At 64.5% G+C, this 16,006-nt stretch carries 15 protein-coding genes and 1 riboswitch; of the genes, 10 read left to right on the top strand and 5 right to left on the bottom strand.

Annotated features, from left to right (window positions below; all coding sequences use genetic code 11):
* Positions 1-78 precede the first annotated feature (78 nt).
* On the top strand, positions 79-1,071 hold the full coding sequence (locus R3F72_RS01150) for an adenosine deaminase (RefSeq protein ID WP_332778716.1): 993 nt from the start codon (positions 79-81) through the stop codon (positions 1,069-1,071).
* A 73-nt stretch (positions 1,072-1,144) separates the two neighbouring features.
* On the opposite strand, the gene R3F72_RS01145 is transcribed toward R3F72_RS01150, so the two are convergent.
* Complete coding sequence (locus R3F72_RS01145) at positions 1,145-2,380, bottom strand: pyridoxal phosphate-dependent aminotransferase (protein WP_332778715.1); 1,236 nt, start codon at positions 2,378-2,380, stop codon at positions 1,145-1,147.
* 190 nt (positions 2,381-2,570) lie between these two features.
* Between R3F72_RS01145 and R3F72_RS01140 the strand changes: the two genes are divergently transcribed.
* The 3 genes from R3F72_RS01140 (at position 2,571) to R3F72_RS01130 (ending at position 3,781) form a co-directional block, all read left to right on the top strand.
* Positions 2,571-2,882 (top strand): glutaredoxin family protein, encoded by a 312-nt coding sequence (locus R3F72_RS01140; RefSeq protein ID WP_332778714.1) that lies wholly within the window; start codon positions 2,571-2,573, stop codon positions 2,880-2,882.
* A gap of 156 nt (positions 2,883-3,038) precedes the next feature.
* The gene (locus R3F72_RS01135; protein ID WP_276232317.1) at positions 3,039-3,317 is read left to right on the top strand and encodes a peptidylprolyl isomerase; all 279 of its coding nucleotides are present in this window, start codon (positions 3,039-3,041) and stop codon (positions 3,315-3,317) included.
* A gap of 134 nt (positions 3,318-3,451) precedes the next feature.
* Positions 3,452-3,781: a CsbD family protein gene (locus tag R3F72_RS01130; protein ID WP_332778713.1), complete on the top strand. Its 330-nt coding sequence runs from the start codon at positions 3,452-3,454 to the stop codon at positions 3,779-3,781.
* Between the two features lie 124 nt (positions 3,782-3,905).
* On the opposite strand, the gene R3F72_RS01125 is transcribed toward R3F72_RS01130, so the two are convergent.
* Positions 3,906-5,171, bottom strand: coding sequence for a dicarboxylate/amino acid:cation symporter (locus R3F72_RS01125; RefSeq protein ID WP_332778712.1), 1,266 nt, complete (start codon positions 5,169-5,171; stop codon positions 3,906-3,908).
* A gap of 142 nt (positions 5,172-5,313) precedes the next feature.
* Complete coding sequence (locus tag R3F72_RS01120; RefSeq protein ID WP_332778711.1) at positions 5,314-6,165, bottom strand: MurR/RpiR family transcriptional regulator; 852 nt, start codon at positions 6,163-6,165, stop codon at positions 5,314-5,316.
* Positions 6,166-6,307: 142 nt separating this feature from the next.
* Between R3F72_RS01120 and R3F72_RS01115 the strand changes: the two genes are divergently transcribed.
* The 5 genes from R3F72_RS01115 to R3F72_RS01095 all read left to right on the top strand — a co-directional run bounded on the left by R3F72_RS01115 (position 6,308) and on the right by R3F72_RS01095 (position 11,309).
* On the top strand, positions 6,308-7,045 hold the full coding sequence (locus R3F72_RS01115; RefSeq protein ID WP_332778710.1) for a 5-formyltetrahydrofolate cyclo-ligase: 738 nt from the start codon (positions 6,308-6,310) through the stop codon (positions 7,043-7,045).
* Between the two features lie 154 nt (positions 7,046-7,199).
* Positions 7,200-8,189: an ABC transporter substrate-binding protein gene (locus tag R3F72_RS01110; protein ID WP_332778709.1), complete on the top strand. Its 990-nt coding sequence runs from the start codon at positions 7,200-7,202 to the stop codon at positions 8,187-8,189.
* Positions 8,186-8,968, top strand: a complete 783-nt coding sequence (locus R3F72_RS01105) for an ABC transporter ATP-binding protein (RefSeq protein ID WP_087717759.1) — start codon at positions 8,186-8,188, stop codon at positions 8,966-8,968. The genes R3F72_RS01110 and R3F72_RS01105 overlap by 4 nt, the downstream gene beginning before the upstream one ends.
* Positions 8,961-10,532 (top strand): ABC transporter permease, encoded by a 1,572-nt coding sequence (locus R3F72_RS01100; RefSeq protein WP_332778708.1) that lies wholly within the window; start codon positions 8,961-8,963, stop codon positions 10,530-10,532. Before R3F72_RS01105 ends, R3F72_RS01100 begins: the two co-directional genes overlap by 8 nt.
* A gap of 33 nt (positions 10,533-10,565) precedes the next feature.
* Entirely contained in the window at positions 10,566-11,309 is a 744-nt protein-coding gene (locus R3F72_RS01095) for a 5-formyltetrahydrofolate cyclo-ligase (protein ID WP_332778707.1), read from the top strand.
* 66 nt (positions 11,310-11,375) lie between these two features.
* On the opposite strand, the gene thiC is transcribed toward R3F72_RS01095, so the two are convergent.
* Complete coding sequence (gene thiC, locus R3F72_RS01090) at positions 11,376-13,256, bottom strand: phosphomethylpyrimidine synthase ThiC (RefSeq protein ID WP_332778706.1); 1,881 nt, start codon at positions 13,254-13,256, stop codon at positions 11,376-11,378.
* A gap of 113 nt (positions 13,257-13,369) precedes the next feature.
* Positions 13,370-13,500, bottom strand: a riboswitch (TPP riboswitch).
* A gap of 180 nt (positions 13,501-13,680) precedes the next feature.
* Positions 13,681-14,571: a LysR family transcriptional regulator gene (locus tag R3F72_RS01085; protein WP_332778705.1), complete on the bottom strand. Its 891-nt coding sequence runs from the start codon at positions 14,569-14,571 to the stop codon at positions 13,681-13,683.
* A gap of 145 nt (positions 14,572-14,716) precedes the next feature.
* Here R3F72_RS01085 and R3F72_RS01080 point away from each other — a divergent pair, with 145 nt between their 5' ends.
* Entirely contained in the window at positions 14,717-15,988 is a 1,272-nt protein-coding gene (locus tag R3F72_RS01080) for an MFS transporter (RefSeq protein WP_332778704.1), read from the top strand.
* Positions 15,989-16,006 lie beyond the last annotated feature (18 nt).

Raw genomic sequence — 16,006 nt, 5'->3', positions numbered from 1 at the left:
GCGCTCGCCCGACGCTTTCCACCACGCGTGCTTTTCGGCATCCTGAAACGCATCCACTCAAACTGGCGAGGAGCGCTCGTGAAGACTTGGCTGCGTGAATTACCCAAGGTCGAACTGCATCTACATATCGAGGGTTCGCTGGAGCCGGAGCTGATGTTTGCGCTGGCGGCGCGCAACAACGTGTCGCTGCCCTACGCGACGGTGGACGAGGTGCGTGCCGCCTACGATTTCAGCGATCTGCAGTCGTTTCTGGATCTTTACTATCAGGGGATGCGGGTGCTGCGCACCGAGCAGGATTTCCATGATCTGGCGATGGCGTACTTCGAGCGTGCGCAGGCAGAGGGCGTGGTGCACGTCGAACTGTCGTTCGATCCGCAGGCGCACCTGAGCCGTGGCGTCGAGCTGGCGGCACCGTTCGAGGGGCTGCGCCGCGCCATGCGAGATGCGGAGCGCCGCTGGGGCATGACCACGGCGTTGATCATGAGCTTCCTGCGCGACCGCGATGCGCTCGATGCCATGGACGTGCTGGAAAAGGCGGCACCCTACTACGAGCTGATCGACGCCGTGGGTCTCGACAGCGCGGAGATGGGCAACCCGCCGGCCAAGTTTGAGGCGGTGTTCGAACGCGCCAAAGCGCTGGGCATTCCGCGCGTCGCGCACGCGGGCGAGGAGGGGCCGGCGGCCTACATCAGCGAGGCGCTGGACGTGCTCGATATCTGCCGGGTCGATCATGGCGTCGCCTGCCTGCAGGATGCCGCCCTCGTCGAACGGCTTCGGGCGTCGCAGATTCCGCTGACGGTCTGTCCGCTTTCCAACGTGCGGCTGAAAGTGGTGGAGCAGATGACCGACCATCCGTTGCCGCAGATCATCGAGCAGGGTCTCAAAGTGACGCTCAACTCCGACGACCCGGCCTATTTCGGTGGCGGCGTGCTGGACAATTACCTCGCCTGTCTCGAGGCGTTCGACTGGGACCAGGCCATGTTCAAGCAGCTGGCGGGCAATGCGATCGACGTTGCGTTCATGCCGGAATCTCGCCGCAGCGAGCTGCACAAGCGCCTGGCGGCCTGTTGATCGACTGCCAATCCACACCCCGGCTCATGACTGCCCGGCCGATCAGGCCGGGCAGTATCGTTCAGCGTACCGGCTAGATGGTAGCGCCTTGCGGTGCCTCAGCCAGCGCCGAAAGGAAGGGCACTAGCCGATCGAGCGCTTCCCTGGCGAGCTCCGGGTCGATGGCGAAGCAGATTCGCAGATAATCCTCTCCCTCGGGGCCGAAGGCGCTGCCCGGCGCCACGCCGACCCTGGCCTCCCGCAGGATACGCTTGGCCGTGTCCAGGCTCGAGCCGCTCAGGCCATGCACCTTGAAGAAGAGGTAGAAGGTGCCTTGCGGCGAAAACACGGTCACGTTGTCCAGCGCGGTCAGCCCCTCGACCAGAATGTCCCGAGAGGCCTGGCAGCGTTCGACCTGATGGGCGATGAAGTCGTCGCCCTGCTCGAGCGCCGCCATACAGGCCCGCTGGACGAACGGCGCCACGCCGGTGGTGTTGTATTGGCAGAGACGGGCGAACAGCTGATCCATGCCCTGCGGGAACGTGACCCAGCCCGCACGCCAGCCGGTCATGCACCAGTTCTTGGAGAAGGTGTTGGTCACCAGCAGCCGGTCTTGCGGTTCGCAGATCTGCAGGAAGGAGGCGGCCGGCCCTTCGCTGTCGTCGACCCCTTTATCGTAAACAAAATGGTTGTAGACCTCGTCGGCCACGATCCACAGCCCTTTGTCCCTGCAGAAGTCCCGCAATCGCTCCATGTCCTCGAGCGGCATGCGCCAACCGGTCGGGTTGGAGGGCGAATTGATGAAGATGGCTCGGGTGCGATCGGTCACCGCCGCGAACAGTTCTTCCAGGTCGAGCTCGATGCTGCCGTCCGGATAGAAATCGAAGGCGACCGGTACATTGACCCCGCCGACGATCTCGATCATCTGCCTGGCGTTGGGCCAGGCCGGCGTCGGCATGATCACTTCGCTGCCTTCGTCGAGAATCGCCTGCATCGCCATGGTGACGGCATTCATGCCGCCGATGGAGACGCAGAACCGGTCGGCGGCGACGTCGACCTGCCAGTGCCGGCGGTGGTAGTCGGAGAGCGCCTGGCGAAGCTCGGGCAAACCCTGGGAGTAGCTGTAGCGGGTATCGTCTCCTTCCAGTGCATCCATCGCCGCCTGCTTGATGTAGGCAGGCGTCGGCAGATCGCCTTCGCCAATCCAGAGCCGCACGACCGAGGCGTCGTGACGGGCGAGATCCGCCACGGCGACGATCTGGTTGTCGGGCATTTCCTGAACGCGAGAAGAGCAGTAGCGGCGCAGGCTGGAGGGGATGACGTCGGACATGATGAGCTCGCTGGTTGGGGAAGAAGGTTTCCCGATCATATAACGCTCGCTCGTTGGCGGGCCAATCGTTCCTCTGACACACTATCGTTCCTCAGACACACTGAAGGCCATGACCGGCGCTGCGGGAATCGTGGCGCGCTTTCCTCTGTAGCGAGTCCACATGACCCCGATTATCAGGAGACTCAAACGCATGTTCTCAGCGACTCCCATCGTTCGCTCCGCGGAGGCTCAGGCCGAAATCGACCGCGCCTGCCAGCGTCTCGCGCTCTACCACTTCATGAGCTGCCCGTTCTGCCAGCGCGTGCGCAGCCAGATCGAGCGGCTGGCGTTGCCCATCGAGCTGCGCGACATCCAGCGCGATCCCCAGCATCGCCAGGATCTGATGGCAGGTGGTGGCCGCACCATGGTGCCGTGCCTGCGCATCGAGAAGGAAGATGGCGCCGTGGAGTGGATGTACGAATCCGCGGATATCAACCGCTACCTGGAGCGGCGCTTCGGCTGATCCTAACGGGCGCCGGCGATGCTCGAGCGTCAGTGCGCCGTCGTCCGGAGCGCCTGCTGGCTAAAAGTGGCTGACGGTGCCGATTGTCGGTGACGGCGACTAGCGGGGTTTCGTAGAATGCCCGCTTCCCAACGAGCAAGATTCAGGAGTGATCTCATGGCACAGGCAAGCGCCCGCCACATTCTCGTCGACAGCGAGCAGAAGTGTCTCGAACTCAAGCAGCAGATCGAAGCCGGCAGCGATTTCGCCGAAGTGGCCCGTCAGCACTCCACCTGCCCCTCTGGGCGTCAGGGCGGCGAGCTGGGTACGTTCGGTCGCGGCCAGATGGTCAAGGAGTTCGACGAAGTCGTGTTCAATGGCGCGTTGAACGAAGTTCACGGGCCGGTGAAGACCCAGTTCGGCTACCACCTGCTGGAAGTGACCTCGCGCACTTGATCTTCCGCGCCTGATTTTTTCGAGCCGCCTGCCTCCGGGCGGCTCTCGCCGATCCGGCGATCTTTCCTCCCTCCGTTTCCTCGATCCCGCCACGGTCATCTTCAGCAGGGCAGCCGCCCGGAAATCCGTTCAGCGTGAACAAATCGTTACCAATCTTCCGTTTCGGCTTTTTCGCGGCGAACTATTCTGAAGATACGCCCGCCGTTGCCGAAGCGTTCGGCAGTCGACACCACGGCGAGCGGATAAGGATATCCACGCAAAGCGAGGTAGCAGCGATGACGACGCATTCGAAGTCGGACAAGACGGAAGGCAAGGTCGACAAGGCAGCCGGCAAGGCCAAGGAAGCCGCCGGCAAGATGACCAAAGATCGCGAACTCGAGGGCAAGGGCAAAGCTCAACAGGCCAAGGGGGATGCCAAGTCCGCCAAAGGCAATCTGAAGGACGCCACCAAACCACGCCACTAGTTATCACTGAATCCCGGTACATCGAGTCTTCGACATCGATATCCCATTCGAGACTCTTCACGCAACGGCTCCGCACCATGCGGGGCCGTTATCGTTTGGGCGAGAGGCGCGAGGATATGATCCGTCAGGCTTTACCGGGCCGATTGTAGACGTCCAGATCCAGCTCCTTTTCGCTCTTGCCGACCAGAGTCGTCACCATCAGGTCGCCGGCGACGTTGACGCTGGTACGCGCCATGTCGAGGATCCTGTCCACGCCGGCGACGACGCCGATCGCCTCCAGTGGCAGGCCAATCTGCGCCAGCACGATCGACAGCATGATCAGCCCGGCGCCGGGCACGCCCGCCGTGCCGATCGAGGCCAGCGTGCCGGTCAGCACGATCATCCCGTAATCCATCATCGACAGGTCGGCACCGACCAGTTGGGCGACGAACAGCGCCGCCACGCCCTGATAGATGGCGGTGCCATCCATGTTGATGGTCGCCCCCACCGGCAGCACAAAGCTCGATACGCCTTCCGAGACGCCCAGATTCTTCTGTGCGCAGCGAATCGAGACCGGCAGGGTGCCGGAAGAGGAGGCCGACGAGAACGAAACTACCAGCGCATCGATGATGCCCTGCAGATAGCGCACCGGATTCAATCGGCCGACCAGACTCAACAGGCCGGTATAGACGACCAGTACGTGCACGATACAGGCGAGATAGACCACGCCGATCACCTTGGCCAGCGGCAGCAGCACGTCCAGCCCATACTGTCCCGAGACGTTGGCCATCAGGCCGAACACGCCGAACGGCGCGAACGCCATGACGATGGCGGTCAGCTTGTACATCGCTTCGGCGAAGCTTTCGAACACACGCACGACGGGTTCGCCCTTTTCGCCGATCAGCATCAACGAAATGCCCAGGCCGATGGCGAAGACGATGATCTGCAGGATATTGCCTTCGATCATGGCCTGCAGCGGGTTAGAAGGCACCAGGCCGACCACGATATCCACCAGTGACGGCGCCTCGTTGGTCTGCTGCGCCGCGCTCATCGAAGCATCCGCGCCGACGCCCGGCTGGAAGATCGTCGCGGCGACCAGACCGATGACGATCGCGAAGGCGGTCGTGATCAGATAGAGGCCGATCGTCCGCGCGCCGACACGCCCCATCTTCTGCGGATCGCGCATGCCGGTAATGCCGACGACCAGCGTCGAGAACACCAGCGGGACGATCAGCATCTTGATGCCATTGATGAAGATGTCGCCGAGCGGCTTGAACATGCTGGCCTGCTCGCCCATCAAGGCGCCGGCGAGAACCCCGAGTACCAGGCCCGCAATGATTTTCTGCCACAGAGGAATGCGTCGCCACAGATTCGGCCGGGCGGAGGATTGTGATGAAGATCTTTCTGACATGAGACGACTCCGGCTGCGTTGTTAATGGCCAATACGTGGAAGGACCGCGCATTCTACCGAGTCGGCGGGTAATCTCTAGATGATTCATCCTATGGTCTAAAATCGCCTGACCAAGCCGCCAACCCGTGATCGGGAAGCCGAATCAGTCGTGATCCAGCGCCTCGGAGATATCGTCGATGAGGTGGGTGCGCTGCAGGGCACGGTCGCCCAGTCTGTCTGCCGTGGTATGGGCGAGCAGGTGCAGCATGCTGATGAGACTCATCGCCGAATAGCCGTATGGCCCGCCGGTGCTGTAGCAGGGCAGCACGTTGTCGGAAAAGCGCCGTGCCCAGGCGGCATTGCGCACGTCGACGACGGCCATCACCGTGACGCGCGACAGCTTGAGCTGCTCCATCGCGCGTTCCAGCATCGCCGGGCGGTGTTGCGAGAGGACCAGCAGCACGACGTCACGCGGCGAGGGCATCGCCAGCTCCTCCGCCCAGGTTCCGCTTTGCGCCCCGAGAGAGAAGACATCCGTGCGGATATGGCTCAGCAGCGGACGCATGTAGTAGACCAGACCCTGATCCACGCCCAGACCCAGAAGCCAGACACGTGGCGCGGTGGCAAGCCCATCTGCTGCCTTGACCAGTTCGTCGTTGCGCGTGACCTCGAAGGTTCGCGCCAGACTGTCCGTTTCCATTTGCAGATGCGTCGCGACCGTCAGGCCTCGAGCCGGTGTCCTCGTCTCGCCGGACGAAGGAATGTTGCGAAACGGCTGGGTCCGATTGCGCTCTTCCCGTGCCTGCGCCCGGACCTCGCTGAAGTCCCGATAGCCGAGGCTGCGGAACAGGCGGGCGGCGGTGGCCTTGGAAACTCCCGCCATATCGGCCATCTCCTTGGCCGAGTAGGCGAGCATGTCGTCGATCCGATCCAGTAGCAGCGTCGCCAGCTTGCGTTCGCTGGGAGAGAGCTGTTCGTAATGTTCCTGGATGGCGAGAACCAATCTCGTAGACATAGGCGCGTCCGTCTTTCTGGCGGGTCTTCATGACGAGGCGGAGCCTGCCGATTTTTCCGCTGGCGATCTTTTGGAAACTACGGTTTCAGTGTAGCATTATTTTGAAACCAAAGGTTCCAAACGCTTCCAGGAGGGCGCTCGAGTGCTGGCCAGGCGTGCGATCCGCGAACGAATCTGGAGTCGGCTGCGAGATGTCGCGATACCCGATTCCCGCTTCCACATGCGTTTCTCCGAATTCATTCCCGACTTCGTCGGCTCCGATGCGGCCCTGCGCCGTATTCTCGACGATGCGCGGTTTGGTGACGTGCGCCATGTCTTCGTCACGCCGGACAACAGCCTGGCCGGCCTGCGTCAGCAGCTGATCGAATCCGGCACGAGCCTGGTGGTATCGACCCATGGCATGGCACGCGGCTTCTTCTGGATCGAGCCCGGCTCGGTGCCCCGGGGCGAAGCCAGGTTTGCCGCCTGGCTCGACGGCCTCGAACACTTCGGCAAGCCGCTCTCGCTGGAATCGCTGGTCGCGCTGGGCGGGTTCGATGCCATCGTCACCGGCGCCTCGGCCGTCGCCACCAGCGGCGTGCGCTTCGGGCGCGGTCACGGCTTTCTCGATCTCGAGTGGCTGCTCTTTCGCGAGCTGGGCCTGGTCGACGACACCACGCCGATCTGGACGCTGGTCCACGACGTTCAGGTGGTCGAGGAAGAGCTCTTTCCCGGCGAGCGCGATGTCGTTCTCGACGTGATCGCCACGCCAACGCGCACGCTCGAGATCTCCCGCCAGACGCCACGACCTGCGCGTATCGACTGGCAGCGCCTGATGCAGACGGAGATCGACGCCATGCCACCGCTGCGCGAGCTGCAGCGAGCACTGGGGCTGGCGTAGGCAGGCGAGCCGGCATGGAGAGAAACCGGCACTGGGCAGCGTCGTACTGCCGTCACACCCCATCTTTCCTGTTCGACTTTGCGGCGAAGCGACGAACGAGTCGAGACAACGAGCAATCAGTCGAGATAACGAACAACGACACGAGGATACAGCGATGACGCTCAGCAGACGGCGTTTCCTTCAGATGACCGGTTCCGGCGCCCTGGCGGGCGCTCTGGGATGGCCGGCGCTCTCGATGGCCCAGAACGGCCAGGGTGCGCCGATCGGCATGCAGGCTTCCTGGGTCAACGATGCCGAATTTCTCGGCTACATCGTCGCGCGGCACAAGGGCTTCTATGCCGACCAGGGGCTCTCGCTCGACTATCGCTCGGGCGGCCCGGACGTCATTCCCGAAGGGGCGCTGCTTTCCAACCGCGCCGAGATCGCGCTGACGACGGTGGAGAGTACGCTCAAGGCGGTGACGCAGCAGGGCGCGCCGCTGGTCATCATCGGGGCGCAGTATCAGAAGAACCCGGCGGGCATCGTCAGCCTGGCCAGCAATCCGATCGAGAAGCCCGAGGATCTCGTCGGCAAGGTCCTCGCCGTGCCGCCGGTCAACCGTCTGGCGGTCGAAGCGATGCTCGAAGCCAACGGAATTTCGCCGGACGACGTGCGCATCGTGCCCTACGCCTACGACCCGACGCCGCTGCTCAAGGGCGAGATCGACGCCTCGCTCGACTTCGTCACCAACGTGCCCTACACGATCGGCCTGCAGGGCGAGAAGGCCGTCAGCTTCCTGCTCTACGACCATGGCTTTCCGGTCTTCAACGACACCGTGGTGGTGACGCGCGACACCCTCGAGACACGCCGCGACGACCTGGTGGCCTGGCTGCGGGCCAGCCGCCAGGGATGGCAGGAGAACTTCAAGGATCCTGCCTATTACCCGCCGCTTTTCGCGGACAGCTTCTTCCAGGGCAATGGCCGCTCGATCGAGAACGAAATCTTCTTCAATCAGGCGCAGAAATCGTTGATCGAGTCCCCGAACGGCATCTTTTCGATGGCCGAGGCCGATATCGAGCGCTGCCTGACGGCACTCGAACGTATCGGTATCCAGGCTTCGCGAGACAATTTCGACACCTCGTTGCTGGAGGAAGTCGCGGCGTGACGGTAGGGGATCTGCGCATCGAGGCCGTCAGCCGTCGCTTCGATGTCGATGGCCGAGCGCTGCTGGCGCTGGACAGCGTCTCTCTCGAGGCGCCAGCCGGTAGCTTTATCGCCCTGATCGGACCGTCGGGCTGCGGGAAGTCGACGCTGCTGCGCATGCTGGCGGGGCTGGATCAGCCCAGCGAGGGCACGATCCGGATCGGCGGCTTATCGCCGCGGACGCTGCAGCAACGCGGCGCGCTGGGCATCGCCTTTCAGGATGCATCGCTGCTGCCCTGGCGCAGCGTGGAAGCCAACGTGCGCTTTCCCTTCGACGTGATCGGCCGGATGAGCGAGGCGGACCGCCGCCGCGTGCAGGAGATGATCGAACTCGTCGGCCTGGGAGGCTTCGAGCAGGCGCTGCCCGGTCAGCTTTCCGGCGGTATGCGCCAGCGCGTCGCCATTGCCCGCGCGCTGGTCAGCGAGCCGCAACTGCTGCTGCTCGACGAGCCTTTCGGTGCGCTGGACCAGATCCTGCGCCGCAGCATGAACCGCGAGCTGCAGAAGCTCTGGCTCAAGCGCCCGGTCACCACCGTGATGGTGACCCACAGCGTCGACGAGGCGATCTTCCTCGCCGACAAGGTGGTGGTCATGACCGGAAGACCAGGGCGGATCGGCCGGGTCATCGACGTGCCGTTCGAGCGCGAGCGGCCGCTGTCGCTGCTCAACAGCGCCGAGTGTCGCCAGCTCGAGGCCGAGATCCTGCAGCTGATGTTCGACCACGAGAACGACGATGCGTGATCGACGACAGCGCGCGACCATCGCGATCGGCTGGCTGGCGCTGCTGCTGCTGTGGGAAGTGGCGGGGCGGCTGCATTGGGTGGCGGATGGCGCCTTGCCCAGCCCGAGCGGCGTGCTGCGGCAACTGGTCGAGGATTGGGGCGATTACCCGCCGCACATCTGGGCCACCGTGCGCACGTCGCTGATCGGCTTCCTCGTCGGCAACGCCGTCGCCGTGCTCTGCGGCTTTCTGATGGCCAGCTGGCGCCCCGTCGGCCGGCTGCTGAGCGGCATCAACGTTACCCTTTTCGCGATGCCGCCGATCGCGCTGACGCCGATCCTGGTGATCGCGTTCGATGGCGACGCGCCGAGGATCGTGCTGGCCGCGCTCGCCACCTACTACCCGACCATGGTCGCCACCGTGCTCGGCCTGACCCGGATCGATTCACGCCTGCTCGACGTCGTTCGCCTCTACGGCGGCGGGCGTTGGGCGGCCCTGCGCTGGGTACGGCTGCGCCACGCGCTGCCGACCTTGTTGGCCGGACTGCGGGTCGCGGCACCCAACGCGGTGCTCGGCTCGTTGCTGGCGGAGTTCGGCAGCGGGTCCGGTGCGGGGCTCGGCCACTATCTGATCGGTTCGCTGGGGCGCGGCGATCCGGAGCGGCTGTGGGGCATCGGCCTGGTCGCGACCGCGATCAGCGCGCTGTTCTACGTCGCGATCCTGCTCGTCGCACGCTGCTGGGTAGGCGCCCAGGCGCCAGCGCAGGAGAGTCTGGGCAGTCAGGGAGACGCCGCGCGTGGTGCCGGCACGCAGTGGCTGATCACACTGGTCGCGGTGGTGCTGCCGCTGCTGGCGTGGTGGGCGGCGGTCTGGGGACTCGAGCAGGCCGGCGTGTCCAGCTTCGTGCTGCGCACGCCGGCCGACCTGGCCGCCGAGCTGTTCTCCTCGACGCGGCCGGAAAGCCTCGCGAGCATCATCGGGGGCGCGCTTCTCGAGACACTGCCCTGGTGTCTCGCCGGGATGGCGCTGGGGCTCGGTTTTGCGCTGCTGCTGGCCATTCTGGGGACGCTCAGCCCGGTGCTGGAGCGCGTGCTGATGCCGCTGTCGCTGCTCAGCCAGTCGATGCCGCTGGTCGCGCTCACGCCGCTGATCGTGCTGATCTTCGGTCGTGACGGCGCGACGATTCTTGCCATCACGATCTCGGTCACGTTCTTCCCGGCCTACGTTACCCTGGCCCAGGGAATGGCGCTGGTGCCGGAAGCGACGCAGGACTGCGTTCGCGTGCTGGGCGGCTCCCGGCTCAAGCAGGTTCGCCTGGTATCGCTGCCCTGGAGTCTGCCGTATCTGTGCGCCGCCGCGCGGCTGGTGGCGCCGCGGGCCTTTCTGGGCGTGATGATCGCCGAGTGGCTTGCCACCGGAACGGGCATCGGCAATCTGCTCAACGTCGCTCGCGGATCGCTGGACTACGGTCTGGTCTGGGCCGTGGTGGTCGCCGCCGTCCTGGTGTCGGTGCTGCTCTATCTGATGGTGACCGTCATCGAGCAGCGCGTGCTGAGGCGCTTTGCGATGACGCCCGTACAGTAACGTCAATATCTCCATTCAGAGCCTGAGGTCGATATGAATCATAAATCCGACGTACGCCGGCGGGTGTTCGCCAATCTGCGCAAGGTCGCCTTTCCCGACAGTCGCTTTCACTTCGATTTCGGCGAGTTCATCGCCGACTTCCAGAACCGGGAGGACGCGACCCGTCGCCTGGTCGCGCATCCGTTCTATCAACAGGCATCGACCCTTTTCATCACGCCGGACAATTGCCTGGAAGAGCTGCGTCACCGTGCGCTGCTCGACGGCAAGACGGTGCTGATGACGACCTATTCGATCAAGCGCGGTTTCTGGCTGCTCGATCCCGCCGAGATTCCGGAGGAAATGTACCTTTATGCCGCGACGCTGGACGGCATGGAGCGGATGGGACGGCCGATCTCGCTGACGGAGATCCGCGAGCGGCCCAGGACCGATTTCATGGTGACGGGCACCGGCGCGATCAACGAAGCCGGCATCCGCTTCGGCAAGGGCCACGGTTACTTCGATGCCGAGTGGGGCATGCTCTATCGCATCGGCAACATCGATGTGAATACCCCCTCGGCAGCTCTGGTCCATGACTGCCAGGTACTCGAGGAGGAGCTGCATCCGGAGGTCTTCGATACCGTTTCGGACGTGATCTTCACGCCGACCCGCACGATCGAAGTCGATGCGCCCCACAAGCCCACCGTGGGCATCGTGTGGCAACTGCTGGATCAGCAGATGTACGACACGATTCCGCCGCTGCAGGAGCTGTGCCGAATGGAAGCGCTGGGCACGATCTGAGGGCCAAGCCAAGCCAAGCCAAGCCAAGACGCAGACGTCGGGCGCGATGCCCGACGCCGCGAGCGGCTACACCTCTCGGTAGAGTTCGCCACCTTCGCGCCTGAAGCGTTCTGCCTGCTCCTCCATGCCGGCCGCTTTCTCGGCGGCGATTCCGGTATCGTCGCCAAAGCGTTCGCGCACTTCCTGGGTGATCTTCATCGAGCAGAACTTCGGCCCGCACATCGAGCAGAAGTGCGCCACCTTGGCGGAATCCTTGGGCAGCGTCTCGTCATGGAAGGCGCGGGCGGTGTCCGGGTCCAGCCCCAGGTTGAACTGATCCTCCCAGCGGAATTCGAAGCGGGCTTTCGACAGCGCGTTGTCGCGGCGTTGCGCGCCGGGATGCCCCTTGGCGAGATCGGCGGCATGGGCGGCGATCTTGTAAGTGATGATGCCGGTCTTGACGTCATCCTTGTTGGGCAGGCCCAGGTGCTCCTTGGGCGTGACGTAGCAGAGCATCGCGCAGCCGTACCAGCCGATCTGCGCCGCGCCGATGCCGGAGGTGATGTGATCGTAGCCCGGGGCGATGTCGGTGGTCAGCGGGCCTAGCGTGTAGAACGGCGCTTCGTCGCAGCACTCGAGCTGCTTGTCCATGTTCTCCTTGATCAGCTGCATCGGCACGTGGCCGGGGCCTTCGATCATCACCTGGACGTCGTGTTTCCAGGCGATCCGGGTCAGCTCGCCCAGCGTTTCCAGCTCGGCGAACTGGGCCTCGTCGTTGGCATCGGCGATCGACCCCGGACGCAGGCCGTCGCCCAGCGAGAACGAGACGTCGTAGGCCTTCATGATTTCGCAGATGTCTTCGAAGTGGGTATAGAGGAAGCTCTCCCGGTGGTGGTACAGGCACCACTTGGCCATGATCGAGCCGCCGCGGGAGACGATGCCGGTCACGCGCCTGGCCGTCATCGGCACGTGGTGCAGGCGCACGCCGGCATGGATGGTGAAGTAGTCCACACCCTGTTCGGCCTGTTCGATCAGAGTGTCGCGGAAGATCTCCCAGGTCAGGTTCTCCGCGACGCCATTGACCTTCTCCAGCGCCTGGTAGATCGGCACCGTGCCGATGGGCACCGGCGAGTTGCGGATGATCCATTCCCGCGTCTCGTGAATGTTCTGGCCGGTGGAGAGATCCATGATGGTGTCCGCGCCCCAGCGGATGCCCCAGGTCATCTTGTCGACCTCTTCCTCGATCGAGGAGGTCACGGCCGAATTGCCCAGGTTGCCGTTGATCTTCACCAGGAAGTTGCGGCCGATGATCATCGGCTCGCTCTCCGGGTGATTGATGTTGGCCGGGATGATCGCCCGGCCGCGGGCGACTTCGTCACGCACGAACTCGGGAGTAATCTCGTCGGGGAGATGGGCACCGAAGGACTCGCCAGGGTGTTGATGATCCAGCATCGGGTCGGTATCGAGGGTGCGGGCCTCCCGCCGGCGCTGGTTCTCGCGGATGGCGATGAACTCCATCTCCGGCGTGACGATGCCCTGGCGCGCGTAGTACAGCTGGGTGACGTTGCGTCCTTCCCTGGCCCGCCTCGGCGTGCGCTTCAGCTCGAAGCGCAGCGTCGATAGACGCAGATCCTCGGCACGAACGCGGCCGTAGGTCGAGCTGGGGCCGTCGAGCCATTCGGTGTCGCCGCGCTCGTCGATCCATTGGCGGCGCAGTTCCGGCAGGCCACGGCGGATATCGATGTCGGCAGCCGGGTCGGTGTAGGGGCCGGAGGTGTCGTAGACGGTGAGCGGCGCGTTGGGTTCGAGTCCGCTTCGGGTCTGCGTGGGCGAGAGCGAGATTTCGCGCATCGGCACCCGGATATCCGGACGCGAGCCTTCGACATAAACCTTGGTCGAGGCCGGTAGCGGCGCGATGGCGGCGCTGTCGACGCGGGCGGTTTCAGCCAGAAATTGTGGGGATTTCATGTTCGGTTGTGCTCCGTGGCATGACTTGCCAGGCATATTTGCCAAGGCTATCGGGGTCAGGCCGGCGCACAGCGCAGGAGGGGAAAACCGGCACGGGCGAGTCTTCTCTCACGCCACGGTTTCCGCTTGATCCCTACGCCGGTACTAGCCGGATCAGGTTCGTCGGGATCCGCCGTGGCGCCGTCGAATGAATCCCGGCGCAGGACGATCTCAGCCGGTTCCACCGGCACCCCGTCAAGCTGGCGACATCGTGCATCGCCACGGGCAGTCTGTGACGAGGGGCGGGCGAGGTCAAGCCGGCCGTGTGGCGGCGGTCACGGCCGGGCCTGCGAGGAGGGAACGCGTCACGGGTCGAGGGAGCGCGTTATGGATCGAGGGGGCGCGTTATGGATCGAGAGGGCGCGTTATGGATCGAGAGGGCGCGTTATGGATCGAGAGGGCGCTGGACCAGATCGATGAACGAGCGGGCCTGGGGCGTCAGGTGGTGGCGGGCATGGGTCAGCCAGACTTCGGACACGGCATCGGCATCGCTCAACGGGCGGTAGCGGACATTGTCGATCCGGATGTGCTGGAACGAGGCGGGAAGAACCGATACGCCCATGCCGGCCGCTACGAGGCTGATGATGGTGTTCGGGCCGCCGACTTCCTGCACCAGCCGGGGCGTCAGGCCACGCTTGGCGAACAGGGTGTTGAACTGATCGAGCAGGCCGGTGCCGGCAGCGGGCGAGAAATAGACGAAGGGGTGAATCGCCAGGGCTTCGAGCGTCAGCGGTAGCGCGCTGCCACCGAGCGGCCCCTGCTCGTTGACCACGGCCATCAGCGGTTCGCGAATCAGAGTGAAGGCGTCGAGACCCTCCGGCAGGGTGGCGGGGCGCATGATGCCGATATCCAGATCGCCCTCGAGCAGCGGGGCGACCTGGCGCTGGCTGTTGAGCTCGTGCATGCGCAGCTCGACATCGGGATAGCGCTGGCGGTAACGCATCAGCGTGCGCGGCAGCGTCGGGCTCAAGGGCACCGAGGTGGTGAAGCCGATACGCAGCTGGCCAGCTTCGCCACGCCCGAGCCGGGACACCAGCCGGGTGGCGCGCTCGGTTCGTGCCAGGATGTCGCGCGCCTCGTCGAGGAAGACCCGGCCGGCTTCGGTCAGCTCGACGCGGCGGTTGGTCCGGGTCAGCAGGCGTGTGCCCAGCTCGCGCTCCAGCGCCTGGATCTGCTGGCTCAGCGGCGGCTGCGAGATTCCCAGCCGCTCGGCCGCGCGGCTGAAATGCAGCTCTTCGGCCACGGCGACGAAGTAGCGCAGATAGCGCAGTTCCATTGAGTCGCTAAACCTCTCAAAAGCGTCGAATAATATATTAGAAAGCTTAATGGTGGCGGCGTAACCTACCAAGATCTAAATCAACTCGGCGCAACGGGCCGACCATGGCACTCCGGCGCCAGCCATCGTCTTCGGGAGAATCGGGTTGTCCCGCCATACCTCATCCGACATCCACAATGCCACCCAGGCCGCCAATCATCGGCTGGCGCGCGAGGCGGAAGCCGCCGAAAGCGGTTTCATCGAACGTGGTCAGCGCGGCTACCGGCCGACCATGCTGGCACTGTTCCTCGGTGCCTTTTCGACCTTCGTGCTGCTCTATTGCGTCCAACCGCTGCTACCGATCCTGTCGGACGCCTTCGGCATCGACGCCGCCACCAGCAGCCTGTCACTGTCGGTCGCCACCGGCATGCTGGCGATCGGCCTGCTGATCACTGGGCCGATCTCGGACGCGGTGGGGCGCAAGTCGGTGATGTCGGTGGCGCTATTGGCGGCGGCGGTCTGTACCCTGATTGCCGCGGCGATGCCGAGCTGGACGGGAGTATTGGTCATGCGGGGGCTGGCGGGGCTGTCGCTTTCCGGCCTGTGCGCGGTGGCGATGACCTACCTCAACGAGGAGATCCACCCGCGCTACGTCGGCCTTTCCATGGGGCTCTACATCAGCGGCAATTCGATCGGCGGCATGAGCGGACGCCTGATCAGCGGGGTCATGGTGGATTGGGTGCCGTGGCGCTGGACGCTCGCCACCATCGGCATCGTGGCGCTGATCGCGGCGATCCTGTTCATGCGCTGGCTGCCGCCGTCGAGGCATTTCACGCCGCGGGCGCTCAACTGGCGCAACGTGGTTTCCGGCTTCGCCGTGCAGTTCAAGGATCGCGGGCTGCCGCTTCTGTTCCTCGAGGCTTTCCTGCTCATGGGCGGCTTCGTCACGCTTTACAACTACATCGCCTTCCGGCTGCTGGCGGAACCCTATCATGTCAGCCAGGCGCTGGTCGGTGTGCTGTCGGTTGCCTATCTTTCCGGCACCTATAGCTCGGCCTGGGCCGGTTCCCTGGCCGACAAGCTCGGGCGTCCGCGGATCTTCTGGTTGTTCATCGCGATGATGCTGGTTGGGCTTGCGATCACGCTGTTCGAGCCCATCAGCCTGATCCTGATCGGCATGCTGGTGTTCACCTTCGGCTTCTTCGCGGCGCACTCGCTGGCCAGCGGATGGGTCGGCCAGCGCGCCAGGCAGGCCAAGGGGCAGGCGTCTTCGCTCTATCTGTTCAGCTACTATCTCGGCTCCAGCGTCGCCGGCACCCTGGGCGGGGCGTTCTGGTACTGGGGCGGCTGGAACGGCGTTGCGCTGTTCATCGCGGTGCTGCTGCTGGCGGCGCTGGCGATCGGTGGGCTCTCTCTGAGACGACTGGAGACGGCCTGACGCCGGCGTCACTCGAGA

It is taken from the genome of Salinicola sp. 4072, assembly GCF_036663415.1.
Lineage (GTDB): Bacteria > Pseudomonadota > Gammaproteobacteria > Pseudomonadales > Halomonadaceae > Salinicola > Salinicola salarius_A.
The sequence above is the reverse complement of the archived record's forward strand: the minus strand, read 5'-3'. Positions and strand labels throughout refer to the sequence as shown.

Bases quoted from the DNA above. Each gene is read 5' to 3' on its own strand.
- R3F72_RS01145 (WP_332778715.1), bottom strand. From the start codon at position 2,380: ATGTCCGACGTCATCCCCTCCAGCCTGCGCCGCTACTGCTCTTCTCGC.
- R3F72_RS01140 (WP_332778714.1), top strand. From the start codon at position 2,571: ATGTTCTCAGCGACTCCCATCGTTCGCTCCGCGGAGGCTCAGGCCGAA.
- R3F72_RS01135 (WP_276232317.1), top strand. From the start codon at position 3,039: ATGGCACAGGCAAGCGCCCGCCACATTCTCGTCGACAGCGAGCAGAAG.
- R3F72_RS01125 (WP_332778712.1), bottom strand. From the start codon at position 5,171: ATGTCAGAAAGATCTTCATCACAATCCTCCGCCCGGCCGAATCTGTGG.
- R3F72_RS01120 (WP_332778711.1), bottom strand. From the start codon at position 6,165: ATGTCTACGAGATTGGTTCTCGCCATCCAGGAACATTACGAACAGCTC.
- R3F72_RS01110 (WP_332778709.1), top strand. From the start codon at position 7,200: ATGACGCTCAGCAGACGGCGTTTCCTTCAGATGACCGGTTCCGGCGCC.
- R3F72_RS01100 (WP_332778708.1), top strand. From the start codon at position 8,961: ATGCGTGATCGACGACAGCGCGCGACCATCGCGATCGGCTGGCTGGCG.
- R3F72_RS01095 (WP_332778707.1), top strand. From the start codon at position 10,566: ATGAATCATAAATCCGACGTACGCCGGCGGGTGTTCGCCAATCTGCGC.
- thiC (WP_332778706.1), bottom strand. From the start codon at position 13,256: ATGAAATCCCCACAATTTCTGGCTGAAACCGCCCGCGTCGACAGCGCC.
- R3F72_RS01085 (WP_332778705.1), bottom strand. From the start codon at position 14,571: ATGGAACTGCGCTATCTGCGCTACTTCGTCGCCGTGGCCGAAGAGCTG.